Raw genomic sequence first — 22,367 nt, forward strand, 5'->3', positions numbered from 1 at the left:
ATGGGTGCTGATACCTCAACCTCCTGGGCCAAGCGCCTGGCGCCGTGGGCGCTGCCGGTGCTGCTGTTGGCAGTCTGGCAGCTGGCGGTCAGCGCTGGCTGGCTGTCGACCCGCATCCTGCCGGCACCCAGCGCAGTGGTCAGCGCCGGGGTCGAGCTGGTGCGCAGCGGGGAAATCTGGACGCACCTGGCCATCAGTGGCTGGCGTGCCGGGCTGGGCTTCGCCATCGGCGGCAGCCTCGGCCTGCTGCTGGGCTTCATCACCGGCCTGTCGAAGTGGGGCGAGCGCCTGCTCGACAGCTCGGTGCAGATGATCCGCAACGTGCCGCACCTGGCGTTGATCCCGCTGGTGATCCTGTGGTTCGGTATCGATGAGTCGGCAAAGATTTTCCTGGTGGCGCTGGGGACCTTGTTCCCGATCTACCTGAACACCTACCACGGCATCCGTAACGTCGACCCGGCGTTGGTGGAAATGGCGCGCAGTTACGGGCTGTCGGGCTTCGGCCTGTTCCGTCAGGTGATCCTGCCGGGGGCGCTGCCGTCGATCCTGGTCGGTGTGCGCTTCGCCCTTGGCTTCATGTGGCTGACCCTGATCGTCGCCGAGACCATTTCGGCCAACGCCGGCATCGGTTACCTGGCGATGAACGCCCGTGAGTTCCTGCAGACCGACGTGGTGGTGCTGGCGATCGTGCTGTACGCCGTGCTCGGCAAGCTCGCCGACCTGGCCGCCCGTGGCCTGGAGCGTGTGTGGTTGCGCTGGCACCCGGCCTATCAGGTCGCCAAGAAGGAGGGTGCGTGATGACCGTGCTCAAAGAGCAGCCGCCACGCCTGCTGCGTGGCATCCCGCTGGCCGCCAACGGCCTGCGCAAGACCTTTGGCCAGCGCGAAGTGTTGAAGGGCATCGACCTGCACATTCCGGCCGGCCAGTTCGTCGCCATCGTCGGCCGTAGCGGCTGCGGCAAGAGCACCTTGCTGCGCCTGCTGGCCGGGCTCGACAACCCCAGCGCCGGCGAATTGCTGGCCGGTGCCGCGCCACTGGCCGAGGCCCGGGAGGACACCCGGCTGATGTTCCAGGACGCCCGCCTGCTGCCGTGGAAGAAGGTGATCGACAACGTCGGCCTGGGCCTGTCCGGCGACTGGCGGCAACGGGCGTTGGATGCCCTGGAGGCGGTCGGCCTGGCTGACCGCGCCAATGAGTGGCCGGCGGCCTTGTCCGGCGGCCAGAAGCAACGGGTTGCCCTGGCCCGGGCGTTGATCCATCAGCCGCGCCTGCTGCTGCTGGACGAGCCGCTGGGCGCGCTGGACGCATTGACCCGTATCGAGATGCAGCAACTGATCGAACGCCTGTGGCGTCAGCACGGTTTCACCGTGCTGCTGGTCACCCACGACGTCAGCGAAGCCGTCGCCGTGGCTGACCGGGTGATCCTGATCGAGGACGGCGCCGTCGGCCTCGACCTGCTGGTCGACCTGCCGCGCCCTCGGGCGCGTGGTTCGCACCGCCTGGCAAGCTTGGAAAGTGAAGTGCTGGACCGTGTTCTGTCCGCCCCGGGCACCCCGCCCGAGCCGGAACCTGTAGCCCCTTTGCCCACGCAGCTGCGTTGGGCGCATTGAACCCCGAAGCCAATCAAAGGAAATCAGCCATGACCATCAAAGCCATCAACGTTCGCAACCAGTTCAAAGGCACCGTGAAGGAAATCCTCGAAGGCCCGGTACTGTCGGAAATCGACGTGCAGACCGCCTCGGGCGTGGTGACTTCGGTGATCACCACCCGTTCCGTGAAGGAGCTGGAGCTGCAGGTAGGCAGTGAAGTGATTGCCTTTGTGAAATCGACTGAAGTGTCTATCGCCAAGCTGTGATGCTGCTCGCTATCGGGGCTGCTTCGCAGCCCTTCGCGGGTAAACCCGCTCCCACAGGGTCCGCGCAAGATTTTGACCCTGCGCAGTACCTGTGGGAGCGGGTTTACCCGCGAAGGGTGGCCCCGATAACTTCAGCTGGAGCGCTTGGCCAGAAACGGCGGCAGGTACAGCCCCAGATACGCCTCGAACACCCGCATCCCTTCTTCCGCCATGCGCGGGGTGATCTGCTCGTGCAGCTGCATTGAGCGGGCATACACCCGATCGCTCAGCTCCATCGCCAAGGCGAACACATGCACATCCTGCGGCATCGCCGGCAACTGGAAATGGCGGTCGAACAGCTGGTGCATCAACTCGCCCAGTTCCAGGTCGTGCTGGCGGTCAGCCTGGACCACTTCGCTCAGGCCATGCTGGGCCAGGATCAGTTGCCGCGCTGCGGCGTCCTCGTTGTAGATGTCGAGCATGCGCTGCTCGATCAACCGTGACAGGCCATGCCAGGTGCTGAACGCCGCGCTGTCGATCGGTGCGCTCAAGGCTTCGCGAAAGGCCCGGTGCACATCGGCGGTCAGCGCTTCGAGCAGGGCCGGTACGCTGGCGAAGAAGTGGTACACCGACGACGGCGGGATCTGCGCCCGCTCGGCGACGTTGTAGATCGACAACCCCGCCACCCCTTGCCCGGCCAGCAGCTCGCGCGCAGCTGCCAGGATCGCTTCGATCCTGGCCTGGCTGCTGGCGCGCGGTTTGCGCGGGGTGGCGGTGCGGTTCATCAGTTGCTGATGGCCAGGATGCTGGCCTGGTAGGCGCCGACGAACAGGTCGAAGTCGCCGACTTCCTGCTGCTCCAGGCGCGACTGCTCGGCCAGGGAATCGCGGGCGAGGGTTTCGAAGGCCTGTTGCTGCTCGGCGGGCAGCGGCTGTTCGCGGAAGGTCTCGGCGTGCACGCGGCTCTGGCGCAGGGAGAACTCGATGAAGCTTTCATCGTGTTCGGTCATGCGCGCCAGTACCTGGGCCGACGGGGTCAGTTCAGGGTCATCGACCTTGGCCTGTTGGGCTTGCAGGGCCTTGGCGTGCTCGTTGCCGCCTTGGGCACGGTCGAGCAGCTCGGCCATCTGGCCGATACGGCCGATGAGCTCGCTGGCCCAGTCCTTGAGCGCGATCGGCTGGCCGTTACGCTGCAGCGCAAGGCCCGGGCGACGGCCTTCCTTGACCACGGTCAGGAAGTTGCTGGTGCACTGGCCGCATTCGCCGTTGTCCAGCTGCGGGCTGTCGTCCAGCGCACAGAGCAGCAGGAAGGCGTCGAGGAAGCGCGCTTCGGTGAGGTCGATGCCCACCGGCAGGAACGGGTTGATGTCCAGGCAACGCACTTCGACGTACTGCACGCCACGGGAGATCAGGGCCTGGATCGGCCGCTCGCCGGTGTAGGTCACGCGCTTGGGGCGGATGTTCGAGTAGTACTCGTTCTCGATCTGCAGGATGTTGGTGTTGAGCTGCACCCACTCGCCATCCTTGTGCGTGCCGACCTCGACGTAGGGCGGGTAGGGCGTGCCCACCGCCTTGCGCAGGCTGTCGGTGTAGCTGGCGAGGTTGTTGTAGCAGGGCGTGAGGCCCGCCTGGGCGTTGCTCTGGTAACCCAGGTCGCTCATGCGCAGGCTGGTGGCGTAGGGCAGGTAGAGGGTGTTGGCGTCGAGCTCTTCGAGCTGGTGCGGGCGGCCGCGCAGGAAGCCTTTGTCCAGGGTCGGCGAGGCACCGAACAGGTACATCAGCAGCCAACTGTAGCGGCGGAAATTGCGGATCAGCGCGATGTAGGCCGAGGACTGGTAGTCGCGGTCGTCCTCTGCGCTGCCTTCTTCGGCGCGCAGCAATGGCCACAGTGCTTCAGGCAGCGAGAAGTTGTAGTGGATGCCGGCGATGCACTGCATGGTGCGGCCGTAACGCAGGGCCAGGCCCTTGCGGTACACGTGCTTGAGCTTGCCGATGTTCGAGGTGCCGTACTCGGCGATCGGGATGTCCTCCTCGGCCGGCAGCGCGCAGGGCATCGACGGGCTCCACAGCAACTCGTGGCCCAGCTTGCTGTAGACGAAGCGGTGGGTCTGTTCGAGGCTTTCGAGCACCTTGGCCGGGTCGGCCAGGGCTGGGGTGATGAACTCCAGCAGCGACTCGGAATAGTCGGTGGTGATCTGCTCGTTGGTCAGCGCCGAACCCAAGGCTTCGGGGTGCGGGGTCTGGGCCAGGCGACCGTCTTCGGTCACGCGCAGGCATTCGCGCTCAATGCCGTGCAGGCACTGCTTGAGCAGGTCGAGGTTGTCGCCGAGCAGGCTCAGGCGGCGGTTGAGGAGGTCGCTCAAGATGGATTCCTTCACGCGTCAGTCGCCCCAATATGGGGGTAGGTATGACGGTCTACAAGGGTAGTTGGGAAAGGAACTGGCGTTGTCGCCTGGTTGCGCGGTTCCGACGCCAATAACGCGGGACCGCTGCGCGCTCCATCGCCGGCAAGCCGGCTCCCACAAGACCCTGTGGGAGCCGGCTTGCCGGCGATGGGCTGCAGAGCAGCCCCAACAGCTATTGCCGGCAAAAATACCGCAGATGGGTCGGAGTCAGCTAGAGAACCGCGAAGGTTCCCTGCGCCTTGGCCACCAACTTGTCGCCCTGGAGCACGTCGGCGTCGACCACCAGCGTGCGCCGCCCGGCGTGCAGCACGCGGGCGGTGCACAGCACCTCACCCTCGCTGACGGCGCGCATGTAGTTGATCTTGCACTCGATGGTCACGCTCTGCTGGTCGAAACCATGGCTGGCCGAACAGGCCAGGCCCATGGCGATATCGACCAGGCTGAAGATCGCCCCGCCGTGCAGCTTCTGGCCACGGTTGCGCAACTGCGGCTCGAGCGCCAGGGCTACCTCGGCAACGCCGCTGTCCAGGCGTTGCAGGCGGCAGCCCAGCAGTTGGCTGAAGGCGCTTTCGACGTACTCTTTCGGGACGTCCATCACTTCTTCTTCAACTGCTTGGCGTTGGCGAACAGCGAGGCCATGGCGTTGTTGGCCGGTGCGGCGGCAGTGGTTTCACGCGGGCGCGGTGCCTGCTGCTGGCGGTTGCCGCCATTGCCGCCACGGCTGCCGCCACGGTTGCCTTCGACCTTCTCGCCCGGGGTGTCGCTCATGCGCATGGACAGGCCGACCCGCTTGCGCGGGATGTCCACTTCCATGACCTTGACCTTGACCACATCGCCGGCCTTGACGGCTTCGCGCGGGTCCTTGATGAACTTCTCGGACAGCGCCGAGATGTGCACCAGGCCGTCCTGGTGCACGCCGATGTCGACGAAGGCACCGAAGTTGGTGACGTTGGTCACCACGCCTTCGAGGATCATGCCCGGCTCCAGGTCCTTGAGGTCCTCGACGCCGTCCTGGAAGGTGGCGGTCTTGAACTCGGGGCGTGGGTCGCGGCCGGGCTTGTCCAGCTCCTGCAGGATGTCGGTGACGGTCGGCAGGCCGAAGGTTTCGTCGGTGAACTGCTTCGGGTCCAGGCGCTTGAGGAAGCCGCTGTCGCCGATCAGCGAGCGGATGTCGCGCTCGGTGCCGGCGGCGATGCGCTGCACCAGCGGGTAGGCCTCGGGGTGCACGGCGGAGGCGTCCAGCGGGTTGTCGCCGTTCATCACACGCAGGAAGCCGGCGGCCTGTTCGAAGGTCTTTTCGCCGAGGCGGCTGACCTTTTTCAGCGCGGCGCGGGTGGCGAACGGGCCGTTGGCGTCGCGGTGGGAGACGATGTTCTGCGCAAGCGTGGCGTTGAGGCCGGAGATGCGCGTCAGCAGCGCCACCGAAGCGGTGTTGACGTCCACGCCCACGGCGTTCACGCAGTCCTCGACCACGGCATCCAGGCCACGGGCCAGTTTCACCTGCGACACGTCGTGCTGGTATTGGCCGACGCCGATGGATTTCGGGTCGATCTTCACCAGTTCCGCCAGCGGGTCCTGCAGGCGGCGGGCGATCGACACGGCGCCACGGATCGATACGTCCAGATCCGGGAACTCCCGGGCGGCCAGTTCCGAGGCCGAGTACACCGAGGCGCCGGCTTCGGAGACCATGATCTTGGTGATCTTCAGGGCTGGGTATTTCTTAACCAGCTCGGCCACCAGCTTGTCGCTTTCGCGGCTGGCGGTGCCGTTGCCGATGGCGATCAGCTCCACCGAGTGCTTGGCGCACAGGGCGGCCATGATCGAGATCGTGCGGTCCCAGTCGTTCTTCGGCGCGTGCGGGTACACCGTGGTGTAGTCCAGCAGCTTGCCGGTGGCATCGACCACGGCGATCTTGCAGCCGGTGCGCAGGCCCGGGTCGAAGCCCAAGGTAGCGCGCGGGCCGGCCGGGGCGGCCAGCAGCAGGTCGTGCAGGTTGTGGGCGAACACGTTGATCGCCTCGCCTTCGGCGTTGTCGCGCAGCTCGCCGAACAGGTCGGTTTCCAGGTGGGTGTAGAGCTTGACCTTCCAGGTCCAGCGCACCACTTCGCCCAGCCACTTGTCGGCCGGGCGGTTGCGGTTTTCGATGCCGACGTGGTTGCCGATCATCACTTCGCACGGGTGCAGGGTGCCGGGCAGCTCTTCGCCGACTTTCAGCGAGGCGCTCAGCACGCCCTCGTTGCGCCCGCGGAAGATCGCCAGGGCGCGGTGCGACGGGGCGGTGCGCAGCAGTTCGTCATGGGCGAAGTAATCGCGGAACTTGGCGCCTTCCTCTTCCTTGCCGGCCACCAGGCGGGCGCTGAGCACGGCTTCCTGCTTGAGGAAGTTGCGCAGTTTTTCCAGCAGGGCGGCGTCTTCGGCGAAGCGCTCCATGAGGATGTACTTGGCGCCTTCGAGCGCTGCCTTGACGTCGGCCACGCCTTTTTCGGCGTCGATGAAGCGCGCCGCTTCGCTTTCCGGATTCAGTTGCGGGTCGTTGAACAGGCCGTCGGCCAGCTCGCCGAGGCCGGCTTCCAGGGCGATCTGGCCCTTGGTGCGACGCTTCTGCTTGTAGGGAAGGTAAAGGTCTTCGAGGCGGGTCTTGGTGTCGGCGAGCTTGATTTCGCGGGCCAGTTCCGGGGTCAGCTTGCCCTGCTCCTCGATGCTGGCGAGGATGCTGGCGCGCCGGTCGTCGAGTTCGCGCAGGTAGCGCAGGCGCTCTTCCAGGTGGCGCAGCTGGGTGTCGTCCAGGCTGCCGGTCACTTCCTTGCGGTAACGGGCGATGAAGGGCACGGTCGAGCCTTCGTCCAACAGGCCCACGGCCGCTTCGACCTGTTGTGGGCGCACGCCCAGTTCCTCGGCGATACGGCTGTTGATGCTGTCCATGAGAACCACCTGACAAATAGTGAATGCAAGGCCGCGGGTGGCTGTTCAGGCCCGGCGGCGCTGGGTGAAAGGCGCGCATTATACCCATCGTGCCGGGCTTGCGGTGATGGCGCCGGGCCATGGGCCGCGGCCTGGAAGTGGCACCATGGGAAAAATCTGCTAACAATGCACACGGCACGCGCTGCAATGGCTACGCCATAATGCGCGGCGATCTCAGAGGAGCAATTCATGACCAGCACCGCAAACGCCGCAGATGGCGACAAGATTCTCATCGTCGACGACGACCCAGGCCTGAGCAGCCTGCTGGACCGTTTTTTCACCAGCAAGGGCTTCCGTGTGCGCACCGTGCCCAACGTCGAACAGATGGACCGCCTGCTGGCCCGTGAGGTGTTCAACCTGGTGGTGCTCGACCTGATGCTGCCGGGCGAGGACGGCCTGTCCGCGTGCAAGCGCCTGCGCGCGTCGAACAACCAGATCCCGATCATCATGCTCACCGCCAAGGGCGACGAGCTCAGCCGTATCAAAGGGCTGGAGCTGGGCGCCGACGACTACCTGGCCAAGCCCTTCAACCCCGACGAGCTGGTGGCCCGGGTCAAGGCCGTGCTGCGTCGCCAGTCGCCGACGGTGCCGGGCGCGCCGGGCAGCGAGGAAGAGACCGTCACCTTCGGTGACTACGAACTGTCGCTGGCCACCCGCGAACTCAAGCGTGGCGACGAAACGCACATGCTTACCACCGGCGAATTCGCCGTGCTCAAGGCCCTGGTGATGCATGCCCGCGAGCCGCTGACCCGCGACAAACTGATGAACCTGGCCCGTGGTCGCGAGTGGGATGCGCTGGAGCGCTCCATCGACGTGCAGATCTCGCGCCTGCGCCGGATGATCGAACCCGACCCGTCCAAGCCGCGTTACATCCAGACCGTGTGGGGCGTGGGCTACGTCTTCGTGCCGGACGGAAACGCCGGTAAATGAGCCAGCCGGCTCGTTGCGACGGTGCAGGGCGGCTCGCAGGAGCCGCCCTGTTTTCGTCTGTGGCGCGCGGCTTTTCCACGTTGCCTTTGCTGATTAGTAGTGATCGATGAAAACCCCTCTCTGGTTCCCGCAAAGTTTCTTCGCCCGCACCCTGTGGCTGGTGCTGATCGTCGTGCTGTTCTCCAAGGCGCTGACCTTGGTGTACCTGCTGATGAACGAGGACGTGCTGGTCGATCGCCAGTACAGCCATGGCGTGGCCCTGACGTTGCGCGCCTACTGGGCGGCGGATGAAGAGAACCGTGACAAGATCGCCGAGGCTGCCGGGCTGATCCGGGTCACCGGTTCCGGCGTGCCGGAAGGCGAGCAGCACTGGCCGTACAGCGAGATCTACCAGCGCCAGATGCAGGCCGAACTGGGTGATGACACCGAGGTGCGCCTGCGCATCCACGCGCCACCGGCGCTGTGGGTGAATGCGCCGAGCCTGGGCCCGGGCTGGCTCAAGGTGCCGCTGTACCCGCATCCATTGCGCGGGCAGAAGATCTGGAACGTGCTGGGCTGGTTCCTGGCCATCGGCCTGTTGTCCACCGCCTCGGCGTGGATCTTCGTGCGCCAGCTCAACCAGCCGCTCAAGCGCCTGGTGTTCGCCGCCCGCCAGCTGGGCCAGGGGCGCAGCGTGCGCCTGCCGGTCAGCGACACCCCCAGCGAGATGACCGAGGTGTACAAGGCGTTCAACCAGATGGCCGAGGACGTCGAACAGGCTGGGCGTGAGCGCGAGTTGATGCTGGCCGGTGTCTCCCATGACTTGCGCACGCCCTTGACCCGGCTGCGCCTGTCGTTGTCGCTGATGGGCAACGACAGCGACCTCAGCGACGACATGGTCCGCGACATCGAAGACATGGATGCGATCCTCGACCAGTTCCTGGCGTTCATCCGTGACGGGCGCGACGAGCCGGTGGAGGAGGTCGACTTCAACGAGCTGATCCGTGAAGTGGTGGCGCCGTACAACCAGCCCAAGGAGCGCGTGCGCCTGTGCCTGGAGCCGATCCCGCCGTTCGCGCTGCGCCGTGTGTCGCTCAAGCGCATGCTCGGCAACCTGATCGGCAACGCCCTGCACCACGCCGGCAAGGGCGTGGAGGTGGCGGCCTATGTGTCGGGTGACCAGAGCGCGCCTTATGTGGTGCTCAGTGTGCTGGACCGTGGTACGGGCATCGATGAATCGGAGCTGGAGACCATCTTCAACCCGTTCATCCGTGGCGACCGGGCACGGGGTGGCAAGGGCACCGGGCTGGGGCTGGCGATTGTCAAGCGGATTGCCGCGCAGCATGGTGGCAATGTCGAGTTGCGCAACCGGTCCGGTGGCGGGATCGAGGCGCGGGTGAGACTGCCGCTGGGGTTGCTGTTGCCGCGTAACGCCGTCTGATCGTTGTTGCTTGTACCGGCCTCTTCGCGGCTAAAGCCGCTCCCACAGAGAACATGCAAAACCCTGTGGGAGCGGCTTTAGCCGCGAAGAGGCCGGTACAGGCACCATCAACCCTTGCCCTTGGTCCGGGTCTGATTCGGCCCGCCATTCTTCTCCAGGTGCTCGATGATCATCCCGGCCACATCCTTGCCGGTGGTCACCTCGATACCCTCCAGGCCCGGTGAGGAATTCACCTCCATCACCAGCGGCCCGTGATTGGAGCGCAGGATATCCACACCCGCCACGCTCAGCCCCATCACCTTGGCCGCGCGGATCGCCGTCATGCGTTCCTCGGGGGTGATCTTGATCAGGCTGGCCACGCCACCGCGGTGCAGGTTGGAGCGGAATTCGCCGGGCTTGGCCTGGCGCTTCATCGAGGCGATCACCTTGTCGCCGACCACGAAGCAGCGGATGTCGGCGCCGCCGGCCTCCTTGATGTACTCCTGGACCATGATGTTCTGCTTCAGGCCCATGAACGCCTCGATCACCGACTCGGCGGCCTTGGTGGTTTCGCACAGCACCACGCCGATGCCCTGGGTGCCTTCGAGCACCTTGATCACCAGCGGTGCGCCGTTGACCATCTGGATCAGGTCAGGAATGTCGTCCGGCGAATGGGCGAAGCCGGTGATCGGCAGGCCGATGCCGCGGCGCGACAGCAGCTGCAGCGAGCGCAGCTTGTCCCGCGAGCGGGCGATGGCCACCGACTCGTTGAGCGGGTAGACGCCCATCATCTCGAACTGGCGCAGCACCGCGCAGCCGTAAAAGGTGACCGAGGCACCGATGCGCGGGATCACCGCATCGAAGCCTTCCAGCGGCTTGCCGCGGTAATGGATCTGCGGCTTGTGGCTGGCAATGTTCATGTAGGCCCGGAGCGTGTCGACCACCACCACTTCATGGCCCCGCTGGGTACCGGCCTCGACCAGGCGGCGGGTGGAATACAGACGCGGATTGCGCGACAGCACAGCGATCTTCATGCAGCACCTGTGACAGGGGAAAGGGTGGCCGGGAAGGCCGGTTTGTCCTGGACGTACTTGAGGCCGGGGTTGACGACCAACTGGCCATGGATGAGCGCTTTGGAGCCCAGCAGCAGCCGATAACGCATGTTCTTGCGGCAGGCCAGGGTGAACTCCACTTCCCAGACCCGGTCGCCAAGTGCCAGGGTGGTGCGGATCACGTAGCGGGCCTGGGCCTGGCCGTTGGAGCTCTTGATGCTTTTCATGGTCACCAGCGGCGCCTCGCAGCGCCGATGGCGCAGTTGCACCACCGAGCCCAGGTGCGCGGTGAATCGCACCCAGGGCTGGCCATCGCGCTCGAAGGGTTCGACGTCGGTGGCGTGCAGGCTCGAGGTGCTGGCGCCGGTGTCGATCTTGGCGCGCAGGCCGGCCAGGCCGAGGTCGGGCAGGGCGACCCACTCGCGCAGGCCGATCACAGTCAGGTGGTCAAATGTCTTCACGGAGCGTGCCCTGCGGATAAGGTGGTGAACTGTAATGACGGCACGGACTTTTTGCATCCGTCAGTCACGGTAGTACAGTTCCGTGAAAGACAGAATTCGAGGAAAAACCATGGCACAAAAGCCCGAAGACGATGACAAGGTCCGCCTGGACAAATGGCTGTGGGCGGCGCGCTTCTACAAGACCCGCGCACTGGCCAAGGCGGCCATCGAGAGCGGCAAGGTGCACTGCCGGGGCGAGCGTTGCAAGCCAGGCAAGGAGCCACGGGTGGGCGACGAATTCCTGCTGCGCACGGGCTTTGACGAGCGCACCGTGGTGGTCAGGGCGTTGTCGGCGGTACGCCGTGGCGCGCCGGAGGCGCAAGCGTTGTATGAAGAAACCGCCGAGAGCGTGAAGCGCCGCGAGCAGGCGGCCGAGCTGCGCAAGGCAGGGGCGATGGGCGTGACTACCGACGGGCGGCCGAACAAGAAGCAGCGACGGCAGATTCACCAGCTGCATGGCAGTTTCGAGTGATGGGATTACGTAGTTTGTAGGAGCGGCCTTGTGCCGCGATGGGCTGCAAAGCAGCCCCAGAATCTCTGCCTTTGCACAAATTCGGGGGCTGCTTCGCAGCCCATCGCGGCACAAGGCCGCTCCTACAGGGACCGCGATCAGTTGATCACATGGCGCGCATCACGCTCATGCGCCCGACCAGCGGCAGTTTGCCGAACAGGTCGAACAGCGGCGCCGTCCAGCGCACCAGCGCCCGGCTGGCGTTGGCCGCCAGCGGCGTGTGGCAGCTCCAGCCCAGGGCCAGCACCGCCATCAGCAGGCCACCGATGTAGTCATCCTGGCCCCAGTGGGCGCCCGCTACCAGGCGCGGCAGCATGAACAGGCAGGCCAGCGCCCAGATCACCAGGTGCTGTACCAGCCGGCGGCTGAACAGGCTCATGAACAGCGCCCAGACCAGCAGCACCGAGGCATGGTCACCCGGGAAGCTCTGGCCGGAACGGTCCTTGAGCTCCCACTTGGCTTCCAGGTTCGGGTAGAGGTCGCTCAGGTGAACAGCGTTGTCGATGACCATCGACGGGCTCTTGTGTTGCCAACCCATTGCACCGACCCACTTGGAAAACAGCGCACGAATCACCACTAAGAGTAAAAGGGTCACCAGGAAGCCGAAAAACGCCTGGCGCACCTGAATTGCCTTGAATACCCAGTCGCCGCGGATCAGCAGTGACAGCATGATCACCCCGACCAGGAGGTCGAACGGGCGAAGGCTGCCGACGGCCCAGATGGAGCGCCAGAGCACATGGTCGGCCAGTGGGGCGTTGAGGCTGTGGAACAGCCACTCGTCGAAAGTCAGGCACAGGTTCTGGCCAACGGGCCATAACCAGAAACACAGTAGTGCGATGGGCACCAACGTGCAGGCTGCCAAGGGTCCCCAGGACCACCTTGCTTGGAACAGTGGTCGATTATCCATAAAATACCTCGATCTCCAGCGGGAATTAGCGCCTTGTGAGCGCTCTATGACGGACCTTTCAGTCTCCTGCAATTATTTTGTCATCATTTTCAGATAGCCAGACAACCATGAGCGACTTGCCAGATACAGATTTCACCCAACGCTTCCTGTTCGACGACCGCGACGTGCGCGGCGAGATGGTCGCGCTGGAACGCAGCTACGCCGAGGTGCTGGCCAAGCACGATTACCCGCGCCCGGTCCGGTACTTGCTGGGCGAGCTGATGGGCGCCGCTGCGCTGCTGGTCGGCACGTTGAAGTTCGATGGGCTACTGGTGCTCCAGGCTCAATCCCAGGGCCCGGTGCCGCTGCTGGCCATCGAATACACCAGCGAGCACGAGATCCGCGGGCTGGCGCGCTATGAAGCCGAGCAGATCAAAGAGGATGCGAGCCTTGCCGACCTGATGCCCGGCGGCCACCTGGTGCTGACCATCATTCCGGTCAACGGCCAGCGCTACCAGGGCACCGTCGAGCTGGATGGCAAGGACCTGTCGGAGTGCTTCACCAACTACTTCGTCATGTCGCAGCAGGTGAATACCAGCATCACCCTGGCCGCCGATGGCGTGCGCGCCCGTGGCCTGCTGGTGCAGCAACTGCCGGCCGAGATCCACAAGGACATCGAGGAGCGCGACGAAAGCTGGGCCCACGTGAAGGCGCTGGCCAACACCGTGAAGGCCGAAGAGCTGATCGGCCTGGACAACGAAACCGTGCTGCACCGCCTGTACCACGAGGACGCGGTTCGCCTGTTCGATATCCAGCCGCTACGCTTCCGCTGCAGCTGCTCGCGCGAGCGTTCCGGCAACGCCCTGATCAGCCTCGGCGAAGCCGATGCCAAGGCGCTGGTGGCCGAATGCGGCGGCCAGGTCGAGATCGATTGCCAGTTCTGCAATGAACGCTATCTCTTCGATGCAAGCGATGTTGAGCAATTGTTTGCCGGTGGTGGCACCGACGCACCATCAGAAACTCACCACTGAAACGGTTAACTACAGGACTTTCTCCTGTCGAATTGCGCAAAAGCGCAGTTCTGACAGGAGGGGCCTACTTTTTTTGGGCGTTTCTGGCATAATCCGGCCACTTTTTTCGCTGTAGTAGTTTTTTCGAGACAACTACAAAACGTTTGGAGCACTCGGCCTCGGGCCGGATGGGGTATCTCATGACGCAAGCCAACAACACCGTGTACACCGACCTGAGCGTCGATGAGCTGGTAAAAGAAGCGCTGTCCCGCGGTGAAGGCGTGCTGGCCGATACTGGCGCGCTGGTGGTGGAAACCGGTCATCGCACCGGCCGTTCGCCGGCTGACCGTTTCATCGTCGAAGAACCTTCCACCCAGGACCAGATTGGCTGGGGCCCGATCAACCGCAAGTTCCCGGCCGACAAGTTCGATGCCCTGTGGGACCGCGTGGAGGCGTTCAACAACGCCCAGGATCACTTCGTTTCCTACGTTCACGTAGGTGCCGCGGCCGAGCACTACCTGCCGGTCAAGATGACCACCCAGACCGCCTGGCAAAACCTGTTCGGCCGTTGCCTGTTCATCAACCCGGAGCAGTACAACCCGGCTGGCCGTGGTGAGTGGCAGATCCTCAACGTCGCCAACTTCGAGTGCGTGCCTGAGCGTGACGGCACCAACTCCGATGGCTGCGTGATCATCAACTTCGCTCAGAAGAAGGTGCTGATCGCCGGCATGCGTTACGCCGGTGAAATGAAGAAAGCCATGTTCTCGGTGCAGAACTTCCTGCTGCCGGCCGCCGACGTGCTGCCGATGCACTGCGCCGCCAACATCGGCGAAGAGGGTGACGTCACCCTGTTCTTCGGCCTGTCCGGCACGGGTAAGACCACCCTGTCGGCCGACGAAAGCCGTTACCTGATCGGTGACGACGAGCACGGCTGGGGTGAGGGTGTGGTCTTCAACATCGAAGGCGGTTGCTATGCCAAGTGCATCGACCTCTCCGAGAAGAACGAGCCGGTCATCTGGAAAGCCATCAAGCACGGCGCGGTGCTGGAAAACGTCGTGATCGACGCCAACAAGCACGCCGACTACGCCGATGTAAGCCTGACCCAGAACAGCCGTGCCGCCTACCCGCTGGCGCACGTCGAGAAGGTTTCGGCAGAGAACCTGGGCGGCGAGCCGAACGCGGTCATCTTCCTGACCTGCGACCTGACCGGCGTACTGCCGCCAGTGTCGATCCTGAACAACGAGCAGGCGGCCTACCACTTCCTGTCCGGCTACACCGCGCTGGTCGGTTCCACCGAAATGGGTTCGGGCGGCGGCATCAAGTCGACCTTCTCCACCTGCTTCGGCGCGCCGTTCTTCCCGCGCCCGGCTGGCGTTTACGCCGAGCTGCTGATCAAGCGCATCAAGGCGTTCGGCTCCAAGGTCTACCTGGTCAACACCGGCTGGACCGGCGGTGGCTACGGCGTTGGCAAGCGCTTCAGCATCCCGACCACCCGTGGCGTGATCGCCGCCATCCAGAGCGGCGCTCTGGTCGGTGCCGAAACCGAGCACCTGGACATCATCAACCTGGACGTGCCGAAGGCCGTTCCGGGCGTCGAGACCGAGCTGCTCAACCCGCGCAACACCTGGGCTGACAAGGCTGCCTACGACGAAGCTGCCCAGGGCCTGGCCAAGCTGTTCATCGAAAACTTCAAGAAGTTCGAAGTTTCCGACGCCATCAAAGGCGCTGGCCCGCAGCTGTAAGCAGCTACCGGCTCGAATGAAAAAGCCGCCCTTCGGGGCGGCTTTTTTGTTTCTGCCCTCAGGGCCATTGTTGTCGAGCGTGCAGAATGCGGATGATCTCGATCTGATCCACCAGGGTTCGGTAGACCATTACATAGTTCGGGTGCACGACGATTTCGCGTGTTCCGGGTCGGCGCCCGGGCTTGTATAGGGCTGGGTACTGTGCGGCGCGCCTAGCCTTATCCCTGAATGTTTCATCCAGCACTTCGGCTGCAATCGGATTGTCCTCGGCAATAAGCTCAAGGATCCGCAAGCGATCCTTGTAAGCCATGGACGACCAGGTAAGGCGCATCAGCCTTTTTTGGCTCGCAACTCAGCGCGGCGGGCGGCAAAGAATCTTTCTACCTCGGCATCATCCATAGCGGGCGAGGGATCGCGCAGGCTCGCTTCGACCTGCTCGACGAACCAGGCATCGTAAGCGGCGGCCTCATGGGCGCGCTTGAGTGCTTGCGCGCGATCCGGTCGTTGATAGGTACTGGTTTGTTGTGGATCGTAGGTTGAGGTGTCGACCTGAAAATGGTCGATGCTCAACTCGTGCAGGTAGCTGACAAGTGTTTCGAACTTCTTGAACAGCCTTACATTGCCGCTACGCTGCGCAGTAAGCACGTGCTCCTGGTCATTGATGTCGACCTGAATGGCCCAGCCGCCAGGCTGCCCGACGATATGGGTGGCGTTGATGCGCCCATTGACGGCCATGCGGCTGAGGATGGTGTGATCCAGCTGTTGGGTAGGCACCGGCGAGTGTCTCGGTTTCATGAAGATGGACCATGCTATGCGATCTATTGTTGATTGCGACTATAGGCGTTCCCAAGTCCGTGTGGGAAGCTTCCCTGATGTGCAAAAGACAACACAGGACAAACCATGACCGAATCCCCTCAACGCACCGCCTTCTCCCATTTCCATCCGATCCTCACCCGCCCCCAGGACAACGACCTCAACGGCCACCTCGCCGGTTCCACCGTGCACGGCTTCTTCGAGACGGCCATCCAGGCCTTCCTCGTCGAACAGGCCGAACTGGACCTGCGTGACGGCGAACTGGCCGGTTTCGTGGTCAGTTCGGCGGCAGACTTCTTCGCGCTGCCTGGCTTCCCCGACGTGCTCGAAGTGGGCCTGGGCATCACGCGCCTTGCGGGCAGCACGGTGGAATATCGCCTGGCGCTGTTCCGTCCTGGCGAGGCCGAAGCCTGCGCGGCAGGCACCTTGGTGCAGGTATTCGTCGAGCGTGCTTCGGGGCGCCCGGCCGCATTGCCAGAGACGCTGCAATTGATCCTCGCCGGGCTGTCGCTCAATCGTTGAGGCGGATGATCCCTTCTCGTACGGCAAACAGCACCAGCCCCGGCACGTCGTGGATCTGCAGGCGGTGCATGATCTGCGAGCGGTGCGCCTCCACCGTCTTGATGCTCAGGCCCAGGCCATCGGCGATGGAACGGGTGGTTTCACCACGGGCGATCAGCCGCAGGATCTCCAGCTGGCGGGTGGTCAGCGGCGTCTGCACCTGACCTGTCGGGCGTTTGCGGCTGTGCTTGAGGGCCAGGTCGATGACCATCGGCAGCACCGCCGATGACAGGTACTGGCCGCCGTGGCGCAGGGTCTGCAGGGCCTGCTCCAGCTCACCCACCGAGGCATTCTTGAGCAGGAAGCCATGGGCGCCGAGTTGCAGGCAGTTGAGCACGTGTTCCAGCTCGGAGCGTGCGGAAAACATCAGCACACGGCTGGCCGGGGCGCGAATGAACAGTTCCTGCAGGGCTTGCTGGTTGTCCAGCTCACCGCTCATGTCGAGCACCACGATATGCGGCTTGAGTTTCTCGGCGAGGTTCACGGCAGCCATGGCATCGCCGGTGTCGCCGACCACGGCGAAGTCCTTTTTCTGTTCAAGCAGGGCGCGCAGGCCGGCGCGAAAGAGCGGCGAATCGTCGGCAAGCAGGATACGGCAAGGCATGGGTCAGGGCCTGTTTCGCAAGGGAAGGGGGGGCGGCAGGCCGGCACGATCCGCAAGGGCACTGCGGCGCGGGGGCGCAGTCAGTGCCTCTGATCATAAGCGTTCGAACACCGAGGGCAGCAAGGGGCGCAGGGGCAGGTCCAGCTCGTGGATGCTCTCGCTGTGCCCGATGATCAGCAAGCCGCCGGGGCGCAGCTGTGCCAGCACACGCAGCAGCACCTCGCACTTGTACGTTGGGGCGAGGCTGGACAGCAGGTTGCGCAGCAGGATGGCGTCGAACTGGCCGAGCCGTTCCGGCAGAGGCTGAATCAGGTTGATCGCCTCGAAGCCTACCTGCCCGCGCAGGGCGCAGGCTACGCGCAGTCGCCCGGCCATTTCACCCACCCCGCACAAGCAGTGGCGGGCCAGCCAGCCTTCCGGGAAGTAACGGGCCTGGGCAATGTCGTAAATGCCGGCGGCTGCGTGCTCCAGCACCTGCGGATCGAAATCGCTGGCCAGCACCTGCCAGCCTGGGTGACTGGCGTTTTCGGCGGCGACCATGGCCAGGCTCCAGGCTTCTTCACCGGTGGCGCAGGCGGCGCTCCACAAGCGCACGGGGTGCTGGTGCTCAGCCAGCCAGCCGGCCAGCCATTCGAAATGGCGGTGTTCGCGGAAGAAGTAGCTGTCGCGGGCTACCAGCAGGCGCAGCAGGTGCTCGTGTTCCGTTGTGCCCTGTTCGCTGTCGAGCAGGGCCAGGTAGTGCTCAAAGTCTGCCAGGCCATGGGTTTTCAGGCGCTTGTGCAGCCGCGCTGCGACCACTGCCCGGCGGTCGTTGGCCAGATGTACGCCGGTCGCCTGCACAACCCGTTGGCGAATGCGTGCAAAGCTGGTTTCACTGAGCAGTGGCGGGCGAGTGCGGGTGGGCATGTTTCAACCTCCCAGGGCTGGAGGCGAGCAGATGAAGAGGGGGCTGATCGCGCGCATTCCCTGCGTCCTGTTCAAGGTGGAAGCAGGGAATGATAGCTAGTGGCAACTGGCCTCCATATCGGGGCGGCCCCTAATCCTCGGGCATTGGCGCAAACGAAAAGGCCCCGCCGATGAGGGCGGGGCCTAGGCGCAAGGCTTAAGCCTGGCGATCAGTCGCGCCAGTGGCGCTTGTGCTTGCGGTGGCCGTAGTGGTGGCCGCGGTCGTAGTAACGGCGATCATCGTAGTCGCGGCGATAGCGACGCGAATCGCGGCGTTCGTCTTCGTCGGCCTTGTTGCCCATGTAGTTACCCAGCGCGCCACCGGCGCCGCCGCCGGCAGCCGCACCGATATAGCTGCCAGTGGTGCCGCCCACGGAGCGACCGACCACGTTGCCGCCCGCAGCGCCCAGCGCGCCACCGATGGCCGCTTCGCCACGCTGGCGCTTGTCGGCACCCAGGGCACCGCCGGCAGCGCCGCCCAGGCCGGCACCGATGGCGCCGCCGGTGCTACCACCGATGGAGTTGCCCACCACGGAGCCCAGTACCCCACCCAATGCGCCGCCAATGCCGGCTTCGGTGGTGCCGCCTGCCATGGCCACGCCGCTGAGCAAGCTGAAAGACAACAACAGAATCGAGGAGTACTTCTTCATCAAGAGAGCCTCAGAGGGATGACGAAGCGGAATTTGAGGCCCGGCGAAGCGGCTGGCAATGGAAATCCGACGAGTAGCACGAGTTGTACACAATTCTCTAAGTTATTGAATTATGTATGAAACTTTCCTGAATTTCGGTGGTCTGAGGCTTTTATGACAAAGCCCTGATCCATTGCGGACAGGGCTTTTTTTGTGGGCGACGCCTGGGTGAAGAGAGGCTGCGCAGAGTGCTGCGTGGGAGCGGGCTTGCCCCGCGATAGGCCCTGCCTGGCAACCCCGTTTCGGCGGCTGGCCCTATCGCGGGGCAAGCCCGCTCCCACGCAGTATCTGCGAATTCAGATGATCCGCCCGTCGTCCCGCGCCCGCTCAAGCTTGATGGCAATGAACTTGGACGTCGGTGTATGGCTGCCCTCGCCAATGCTCTCCAGCGGCACCAGCGGGTTCACCTCGGGGTAATAGGCTGCCGCCTGCCCGGCAGGAATGTCGAACGCCAGCAAGGTGAAACCATGCACCCGGCGTACATGCTCATCCCCCCACAGCGACACGATGTCGACCTTCTGCCCCGGCTGGAAGCCCAGGCGGACGATGTCGGCTTCGTTGGCGAACAGCACGTCGCGCTGGCCGCGCACGCCGCGGTAGCGGTCGTCCATGCCATAGATGGTGGTGTTGTACTGATCGTGCGAGCGCATCGACTGCATGATCAGGTCCGGCAGTTGGCCGCTGGCCCGCACCCGCTCGTCGAGCAGGCTGTCGGGCAGCAGGTTGGCCTTGAAGTTGGCGCGGCCGGTGGCGGTTTTCCACTGGCGGCTGGCGGCGCTGTTACCCAGGTAGAAACCGCCCGGCAGGCGCAGGCGCTCATTGAAGTCGGCAAAACCCGGGATGGTGTCGGCGATCAGCGCGCGGATGCGGTCGTAATCGGCCACCAGCCAGTGCCAGTCCACCGGCTGCTTGCCCAGGGTGGCGGCGGCGATGCCGGCGACCACGGCGGGCTCGGAGCGCATCTGCCTGGACAGCGGCTTGAGCTGGCCGTTGGAGGCATGGACCATGCTGAACGAGTCCTCCACCGTGACTGTCTGCGGGCCATCGCTTTGCAGGTCGATATCGGTACGGCCCAGGCACGGCAGGATCAGCGCCTGCTTGCCGTGGACCAGGTGGCTGCGGTTGAGCTTGGTGCTGATCTGCACGGTCAGTTCGCAGTTGCGCAGGGCCTGGGCGGTGCGTTCGGTGTCCGGGGTGGCCTGGGCGAAGTTGCCGCCCAGCCCGATGAACACCTTGGCGCGGCCTTCGAGCATCGCGTGGATCGCCTCGACGGTGTTGTGGCCGTTGTGGCGCGGCACGGCAAAGCCGAAGCGCTTTTCGATGGCGTCGAGCAGGAACACCGGTGGGCGCTCGTTGATGCCCATGGTGCGGTCACCCTGCACGTTGCTGTGGCCGCGTACCGGGCACAGGCCTGCGCCGGGTGCGCCGAGGTTGCCGCGCAGCAGCATCAGGTTGACGATTTCCTGGATGGTCGGCACCGAGTGGCGGTGCTGGGTGATGCCCATGGCCCAGCACATGATCACCCGCTTGCCTTTGCAGTACATGCGCGCCGACAGTTCGATGTCGCTCAGGGCAAGGCCGGACTGCGCCTCGATCTGCTCCCAGGGCGTGGCATCCACCACCGCCAGGTACTCGTCCACGCCATGGCCGTGCTCGGCGATGAAGGCGTGGTCGAAGATCGCCGGTTCGCCCTTGGCCTGCGCTTCGCGCTCCCACTGCAGCAGGAACTTGGCCATGCCGCGCAGCAGTGCCATGTCGCCGCCCAGGGCCGGGCGGAAGAACGCGGTGTTGGTCGGGCGATCGCTGTTGGTCAGCATCTCCAGCGGGTTCTGCGGGTGCTGGAAGCGTTCCAGGCCACGCTCTTTGAGCGGGTTGACGCACACCACCTGGGCGCCGCGCTTCACCGCGTCACGCAACGGGTCGAGCATGCGCGGGTGGTTGGTGCCGGGGTTCTGGCCCCAGACGAAGATCGCGTCGGCGTGCTCGAAGTCGTCGTAGGTGACCGTGCCCTTGCCCACGCCAACGCTCTGGCTCAGGGCAACGCCGCTGGCTTCGTGGCACATGTTCGAGCAGTCGGGGAAATTGTTGGTGCCGTAGGCGCGCACGAACAGCTGGTAGAGGTACGCCGCCTCATTGCTGGCCCGGCCGGAGGTATAGAACTCGGCCTGGTCGGGGCTGGCCAGGTTGTTCAGGTGGCGGGCGATCAACGCGAATGCCGCGTCCCATTCGATCGGCTGGTAGCGGTCGGTGACCGGGTCGTAGACCATCGGTTCGGTCAGCCGGCCCTGGTATTCAAGCCAGTAGTCGCTTTGCTGGCGCAGCGCGCTGATGCTGTAGCGGGCGAAGAAAGCCGCATCGACGCGGCGCTTGGTGGCTTCCCAGTTGACCGCCTTGGCGCCGTTCTCGCAGAACTTGACCATGCCGCTCTCGGGCGAGTCGCCCCAGGCGCAACCGGGGCAGTCGAAGCCGCCGTTCTGGTTGGTCTTGAGCAGGGCGCGCAGGTTCTTCAGGGCGTTGTCGCTGCCAACCCAGGCCTTGGCCACGCTGCGCAGCGCGCCCCAGCCACCGGCGGGGCCGGGGTAAGGCTTGTAGCGAGGGGAAGAGGCGGGGGCGTTGTCCGGGAGTTTTTCGTACGAGGTCACGGCTGTTACTACTCCGCCGCTGGGCTGAATACCCGCGGTGCGCTGTGTTTGGGCAGATGGATAAGGTTGAGGTTGTGCTTGCGTGCCCATTGCAAGGCAAGGCCCGTGGGCGCCGAGAGGCTGACCAGGGTCTGGATGCCGGCGCGCAGCACTTTCTGGATCAGTTCCAGGCTGCAGCGGCTGGTGACGATGGCCAGGCCACCCGTGGTGTCGATGCGCTGGCGCAGCAGGGCGCCGATCAGCTTGTCCAAGGCGTTGTGCCGGCCGATGTCCTCGCGACCCAGCAGCAGCTGGCCGTCGCGGTCCATGAACAGCGCGGCGTGCACAGCGCCGCAGTGCTGGCCGAGGGGCTGGAAGGCATCGATGCGTTGGCGCAGGTCCTTGAGCCAATGGGCCGGAGGCAAGGGGGCCCCGGGTAGCACCTTCAGTTCGGGCAGCGCCTGCTCCAGGGCTTCCACACCGCACAGGCCGCAGCCGCTGGTGCCGGCCATCTGGCGGCGCTGGTTCTTCAGGTCCCAGAAGGCACGGCTGGAAATTTCCAGGTCGGCATACAAGGCCGAGCCGCTGCCGGAGAGCTTCACGTCATAGATTTCGTCAGTGCCGCTGACGATGCCGCTGCCGACGCTGAAACCGACCGCAAAGTCTTCAAGGTCGGTGGGGCTGACCAGCATCACCGCCTGGTTGAGGCCGTTGTAGACGATGGCCAGCGCGACTTCCTCGGCCAGCGGCGTGTTGTCACGCGCAGCATCGGTGAGCTCGAGGTAGTCGTAGGTGTTGCTGGCGGCGGGCAGATCGAATGACGAAGGCGCCGCGCAGACCGGAGGCTTGCTGTTCATCGGGGCGAATACCGGCGGCAGTTTGATGCCACAAGCCTAGGCCGCCGG

The 22,367-nt window shown here is 64.7% G+C and carries 23 protein-coding genes; 9 read left to right on the forward strand and 14 right to left on the reverse strand.

Annotation, left to right across the window (positions count from 1 at the left end; translation table 11 throughout):
• The 3 genes from ssuC to EJA05_RS01270 are packed head-to-tail and all read left to right on the forward strand — an operon-like array spanning position 1 to position 1,855.
• Complete coding sequence (gene ssuC, locus EJA05_RS01260; protein WP_110992184.1) at positions 1–798, forward strand: aliphatic sulfonate ABC transporter permease SsuC; 798 nt, start codon at positions 1–3, stop codon at positions 796–798.
• The gene (gene ssuB, locus EJA05_RS01265; RefSeq protein WP_125857101.1) at positions 798–1,610 is read left to right on the forward strand and encodes an aliphatic sulfonates ABC transporter ATP-binding protein; all 813 of its coding nucleotides are present in this window, start codon (positions 798–800) and stop codon (positions 1,608–1,610) included. The genes ssuC and ssuB overlap by 1 nt, the downstream gene beginning before the upstream one ends.
• 29 nt (positions 1,611–1,639) lie before the next feature.
• Positions 1,640–1,855 carry a TOBE domain-containing protein gene (locus EJA05_RS01270; RefSeq protein ID WP_101322556.1) on the forward strand — a complete coding sequence of 72 codons (216 nt, stop codon included), beginning with the start codon at positions 1,640–1,642 and terminating at the stop codon, positions 1,853–1,855.
• Between the two features lie 131 nt (positions 1,856–1,986).
• On the opposite strand, the gene EJA05_RS01275 is transcribed toward EJA05_RS01270, so the two are convergent.
• From EJA05_RS01275 to EJA05_RS01290, 4 genes are all read right to left on the reverse strand, one after another.
• A complete protein-coding gene (locus EJA05_RS01275; RefSeq protein WP_125857102.1) occupies positions 1,987–2,619 on the reverse strand; it encodes a TetR/AcrR family transcriptional regulator in 633 nt (210 codons plus the stop codon).
• Complete coding sequence (gene gshA / locus EJA05_RS01280) at positions 2,619–4,196, reverse strand: glutamate--cysteine ligase (protein WP_190306027.1); 1,578 nt, start codon at positions 4,194–4,196, stop codon at positions 2,619–2,621. The genes EJA05_RS01275 and gshA overlap by 1 nt, the downstream gene beginning before the upstream one ends.
• Before the next feature lie 253 nt (positions 4,197–4,449).
• Positions 4,450–4,833 carry a PaaI family thioesterase gene (locus EJA05_RS01285; RefSeq protein ID WP_125857104.1) on the reverse strand — a complete coding sequence of 128 codons (384 nt, stop codon included), beginning with the start codon at positions 4,831–4,833 and terminating at the stop codon, positions 4,450–4,452.
• Positions 4,833–7,160: a Tex family protein gene (locus tag EJA05_RS01290; RefSeq protein WP_125857105.1), complete on the reverse strand. Its 2,328-nt coding sequence runs from the start codon at positions 7,158–7,160 to the stop codon at positions 4,833–4,835. Before EJA05_RS01290 ends, EJA05_RS01285 begins: the two co-directional genes overlap by 1 nt.
• 228 nt (positions 7,161–7,388) lie before the next feature.
• Between EJA05_RS01290 and ompR the strand changes: the two genes are divergently transcribed.
• The gene (gene ompR / locus EJA05_RS01295) at positions 7,389–8,129 is read left to right on the forward strand and encodes an osmolarity response regulator transcription factor OmpR (protein WP_110992190.1); all 741 of its coding nucleotides are present in this window, start codon (positions 7,389–7,391) and stop codon (positions 8,127–8,129) included.
• Between the two features lie 106 nt (positions 8,130–8,235).
• Positions 8,236–9,549, forward strand: coding sequence for an ATP-binding protein (locus tag EJA05_RS01300; RefSeq protein ID WP_110992191.1), 1,314 nt, complete (start codon positions 8,236–8,238; stop codon positions 9,547–9,549).
• A 107-nt stretch (positions 9,550–9,656) separates the two neighbouring features.
• Here the strand turns inward: EJA05_RS01300 and rimK are convergent, their stop codons facing one another.
• Together rimK and rimB are read right to left on the reverse strand one after the other, a co-directional pair.
• Positions 9,657–10,562 (reverse strand): 30S ribosomal protein S6--L-glutamate ligase, encoded by a 906-nt coding sequence (rimK, locus tag EJA05_RS01305; RefSeq protein WP_110992192.1) that lies wholly within the window; start codon positions 10,560–10,562, stop codon positions 9,657–9,659.
• Positions 10,559–11,041, reverse strand: coding sequence for a retropepsin-like aspartic endopeptidase RimB (gene rimB / locus EJA05_RS01310; protein ID WP_110992193.1), 483 nt, complete (start codon positions 11,039–11,041; stop codon positions 10,559–10,561). The genes rimK and rimB overlap by 4 nt, the downstream gene beginning before the upstream one ends.
• Before the next feature lie 109 nt (positions 11,042–11,150).
• Here rimB and EJA05_RS01315 point away from each other — a divergent pair, with 109 nt between their 5' ends.
• Positions 11,151–11,552, forward strand: coding sequence for an RNA-binding S4 domain-containing protein (locus tag EJA05_RS01315; RefSeq protein WP_125462211.1), 402 nt, complete (start codon positions 11,151–11,153; stop codon positions 11,550–11,552).
• A 145-nt stretch (positions 11,553–11,697) separates the two neighbouring features.
• On the opposite strand, the gene EJA05_RS01320 is transcribed toward EJA05_RS01315, so the two are convergent.
• Positions 11,698–12,498: a phosphatase PAP2 family protein gene (locus EJA05_RS01320; protein WP_125857106.1), complete on the reverse strand. Its 801-nt coding sequence runs from the start codon at positions 12,496–12,498 to the stop codon at positions 11,698–11,700.
• A gap of 107 nt (positions 12,499–12,605) precedes the next feature.
• Between EJA05_RS01320 and hslO the strand changes: the two genes are divergently transcribed.
• Both hslO and EJA05_RS01330 read left to right on the forward strand, forming a co-directional pair.
• Positions 12,606–13,508 carry an Hsp33 family molecular chaperone HslO gene (hslO, locus tag EJA05_RS01325; RefSeq protein ID WP_125857107.1) on the forward strand — a complete coding sequence of 301 codons (903 nt, stop codon included), beginning with the start codon at positions 12,606–12,608 and terminating at the stop codon, positions 13,506–13,508.
• Positions 13,509–13,687: 179 nt separating this feature from the next.
• Entirely contained in the window at positions 13,688–15,229 is a 1,542-nt protein-coding gene (locus EJA05_RS01330; protein ID WP_125462214.1) for a phosphoenolpyruvate carboxykinase, read from the forward strand.
• A gap of 58 nt (positions 15,230–15,287) precedes the next feature.
• Here EJA05_RS01330 and EJA05_RS01335 read toward each other — a convergent pair whose 3' ends face one another.
• Together EJA05_RS01335 and EJA05_RS01340 are read right to left on the reverse strand one after the other, a co-directional pair.
• A complete protein-coding gene (locus tag EJA05_RS01335; protein WP_125857108.1) occupies positions 15,288–15,560 on the reverse strand; it encodes a type II toxin-antitoxin system RelE/ParE family toxin in 273 nt (90 codons plus the stop codon).
• Positions 15,560–16,024 (reverse strand): hypothetical protein, encoded by a 465-nt coding sequence (locus tag EJA05_RS01340; RefSeq protein ID WP_223811878.1) that lies wholly within the window; start codon positions 16,022–16,024, stop codon positions 15,560–15,562. The genes EJA05_RS01335 and EJA05_RS01340 overlap by 1 nt, the downstream gene beginning before the upstream one ends.
• 105 nt (positions 16,025–16,129) lie before the next feature.
• Here EJA05_RS01340 and EJA05_RS01345 point away from each other — a divergent pair, with 105 nt between their 5' ends.
• Positions 16,130–16,564 (forward strand): acyl-CoA thioesterase, encoded by a 435-nt coding sequence (locus EJA05_RS01345; RefSeq protein ID WP_125857109.1) that lies wholly within the window; start codon positions 16,130–16,132, stop codon positions 16,562–16,564.
• Here EJA05_RS01345 and EJA05_RS01350 read toward each other — a convergent pair.
• From EJA05_RS01350 to fdhD, 5 genes are all read right to left on the reverse strand, one after another.
• Positions 16,554–17,207 (reverse strand): response regulator, encoded by a 654-nt coding sequence (locus EJA05_RS01350; protein WP_125857110.1) that lies wholly within the window; start codon positions 17,205–17,207, stop codon positions 16,554–16,556. The genes EJA05_RS01345 and EJA05_RS01350 overlap by 11 nt on opposite strands.
• Positions 17,208–17,300: 93 nt before the next feature.
• Positions 17,301–18,113 (reverse strand): CheR family methyltransferase, encoded by an 813-nt coding sequence (locus EJA05_RS01355; RefSeq protein WP_125857111.1) that lies wholly within the window; start codon positions 18,111–18,113, stop codon positions 17,301–17,303.
• Positions 18,114–18,322: 209 nt separating this feature from the next.
• Positions 18,323–18,802 carry a glycine zipper domain-containing protein gene (locus EJA05_RS01360; protein ID WP_125857112.1) on the reverse strand — a complete coding sequence of 160 codons (480 nt, stop codon included), beginning with the start codon at positions 18,800–18,802 and terminating at the stop codon, positions 18,323–18,325.
• Between the two features lie 335 nt (positions 18,803–19,137).
• A complete protein-coding gene (locus EJA05_RS01365) occupies positions 19,138–21,483 on the reverse strand; it encodes an FdhF/YdeP family oxidoreductase (RefSeq protein ID WP_125857113.1) in 2,346 nt (781 codons plus the stop codon).
• A gap of 8 nt (positions 21,484–21,491) precedes the next feature.
• Positions 21,492–22,319, reverse strand: a complete 828-nt coding sequence (gene fdhD, locus EJA05_RS01370; protein ID WP_125857114.1) for a formate dehydrogenase accessory sulfurtransferase FdhD — start codon at positions 22,317–22,319, stop codon at positions 21,492–21,494.
• Between the last annotated feature and the right edge of the window lie 48 nt (positions 22,320–22,367).

This window comes from Pseudomonas oryziphila (genome assembly GCF_003940825.1).
Lineage (GTDB): Bacteria > Pseudomonadota > Gammaproteobacteria > Pseudomonadales > Pseudomonadaceae > Aquipseudomonas > Aquipseudomonas sichuanensis.

Coding starts and splice junctions, on each gene's coding strand:
- ssuC (WP_110992184.1), top strand. CDS start 1: ATGGGTGCTGATACCTCAACCTCCTGGGCCAAGCGCCTGGCGCCGTGG.
- ssuB (WP_125857101.1), top strand. CDS start 798: ATGACCGTGCTCAAAGAGCAGCCGCCACGCCTGCTGCGTGGCATCCCG.
- EJA05_RS01270 (WP_101322556.1), top strand. CDS start 1,640: ATGACCATCAAAGCCATCAACGTTCGCAACCAGTTCAAAGGCACCGTG.
- EJA05_RS01275 (WP_125857102.1), bottom strand. CDS start 2,619: ATGAACCGCACCGCCACCCCGCGCAAACCGCGCGCCAGCAGCCAGGCC.
- EJA05_RS01285 (WP_125857104.1), bottom strand. CDS start 4,833: ATGGACGTCCCGAAAGAGTACGTCGAAAGCGCCTTCAGCCAACTGCTG.
- EJA05_RS01290 (WP_125857105.1), bottom strand. CDS start 7,160: ATGGACAGCATCAACAGCCGTATCGCCGAGGAACTGGGCGTGCGCCCA.
- ompR (WP_110992190.1), top strand. CDS start 7,389: ATGACCAGCACCGCAAACGCCGCAGATGGCGACAAGATTCTCATCGTC.
- EJA05_RS01300 (WP_110992191.1), top strand. CDS start 8,236: ATGAAAACCCCTCTCTGGTTCCCGCAAAGTTTCTTCGCCCGCACCCTG.
- rimK (WP_110992192.1), bottom strand. CDS start 10,562: ATGAAGATCGCTGTGCTGTCGCGCAATCCGCGTCTGTATTCCACCCGC.
- EJA05_RS01315 (WP_125462211.1), top strand. CDS start 11,151: ATGGCACAAAAGCCCGAAGACGATGACAAGGTCCGCCTGGACAAATGG.
- EJA05_RS01320 (WP_125857106.1), bottom strand. CDS start 12,498: ATGGATAATCGACCACTGTTCCAAGCAAGGTGGTCCTGGGGACCCTTG.
- hslO (WP_125857107.1), top strand. CDS start 12,606: ATGAGCGACTTGCCAGATACAGATTTCACCCAACGCTTCCTGTTCGAC.
- EJA05_RS01330 (WP_125462214.1), top strand. CDS start 13,688: ATGACGCAAGCCAACAACACCGTGTACACCGACCTGAGCGTCGATGAG.
- EJA05_RS01335 (WP_125857108.1), bottom strand. CDS start 15,560: ATGCGCCTTACCTGGTCGTCCATGGCTTACAAGGATCGCTTGCGGATC.
- EJA05_RS01340 (WP_223811878.1), bottom strand. CDS start 16,024: ATGAAACCGAGACACTCGCCGGTGCCTACCCAACAGCTGGATCACACC.
- EJA05_RS01345 (WP_125857109.1), top strand. CDS start 16,130: ATGACCGAATCCCCTCAACGCACCGCCTTCTCCCATTTCCATCCGATC.
- EJA05_RS01350 (WP_125857110.1), bottom strand. CDS start 17,207: ATGCCTTGCCGTATCCTGCTTGCCGACGATTCGCCGCTCTTTCGCGCC.
- EJA05_RS01355 (WP_125857111.1), bottom strand. CDS start 18,113: ATGCCCACCCGCACTCGCCCGCCACTGCTCAGTGAAACCAGCTTTGCA.
- EJA05_RS01360 (WP_125857112.1), bottom strand. CDS start 18,802: ATGAAGAAGTACTCCTCGATTCTGTTGTTGTCTTTCAGCTTGCTCAGC.
- fdhD (WP_125857114.1), bottom strand. CDS start 22,319: ATGAACAGCAAGCCTCCGGTCTGCGCGGCGCCTTCGTCATTCGATCTG.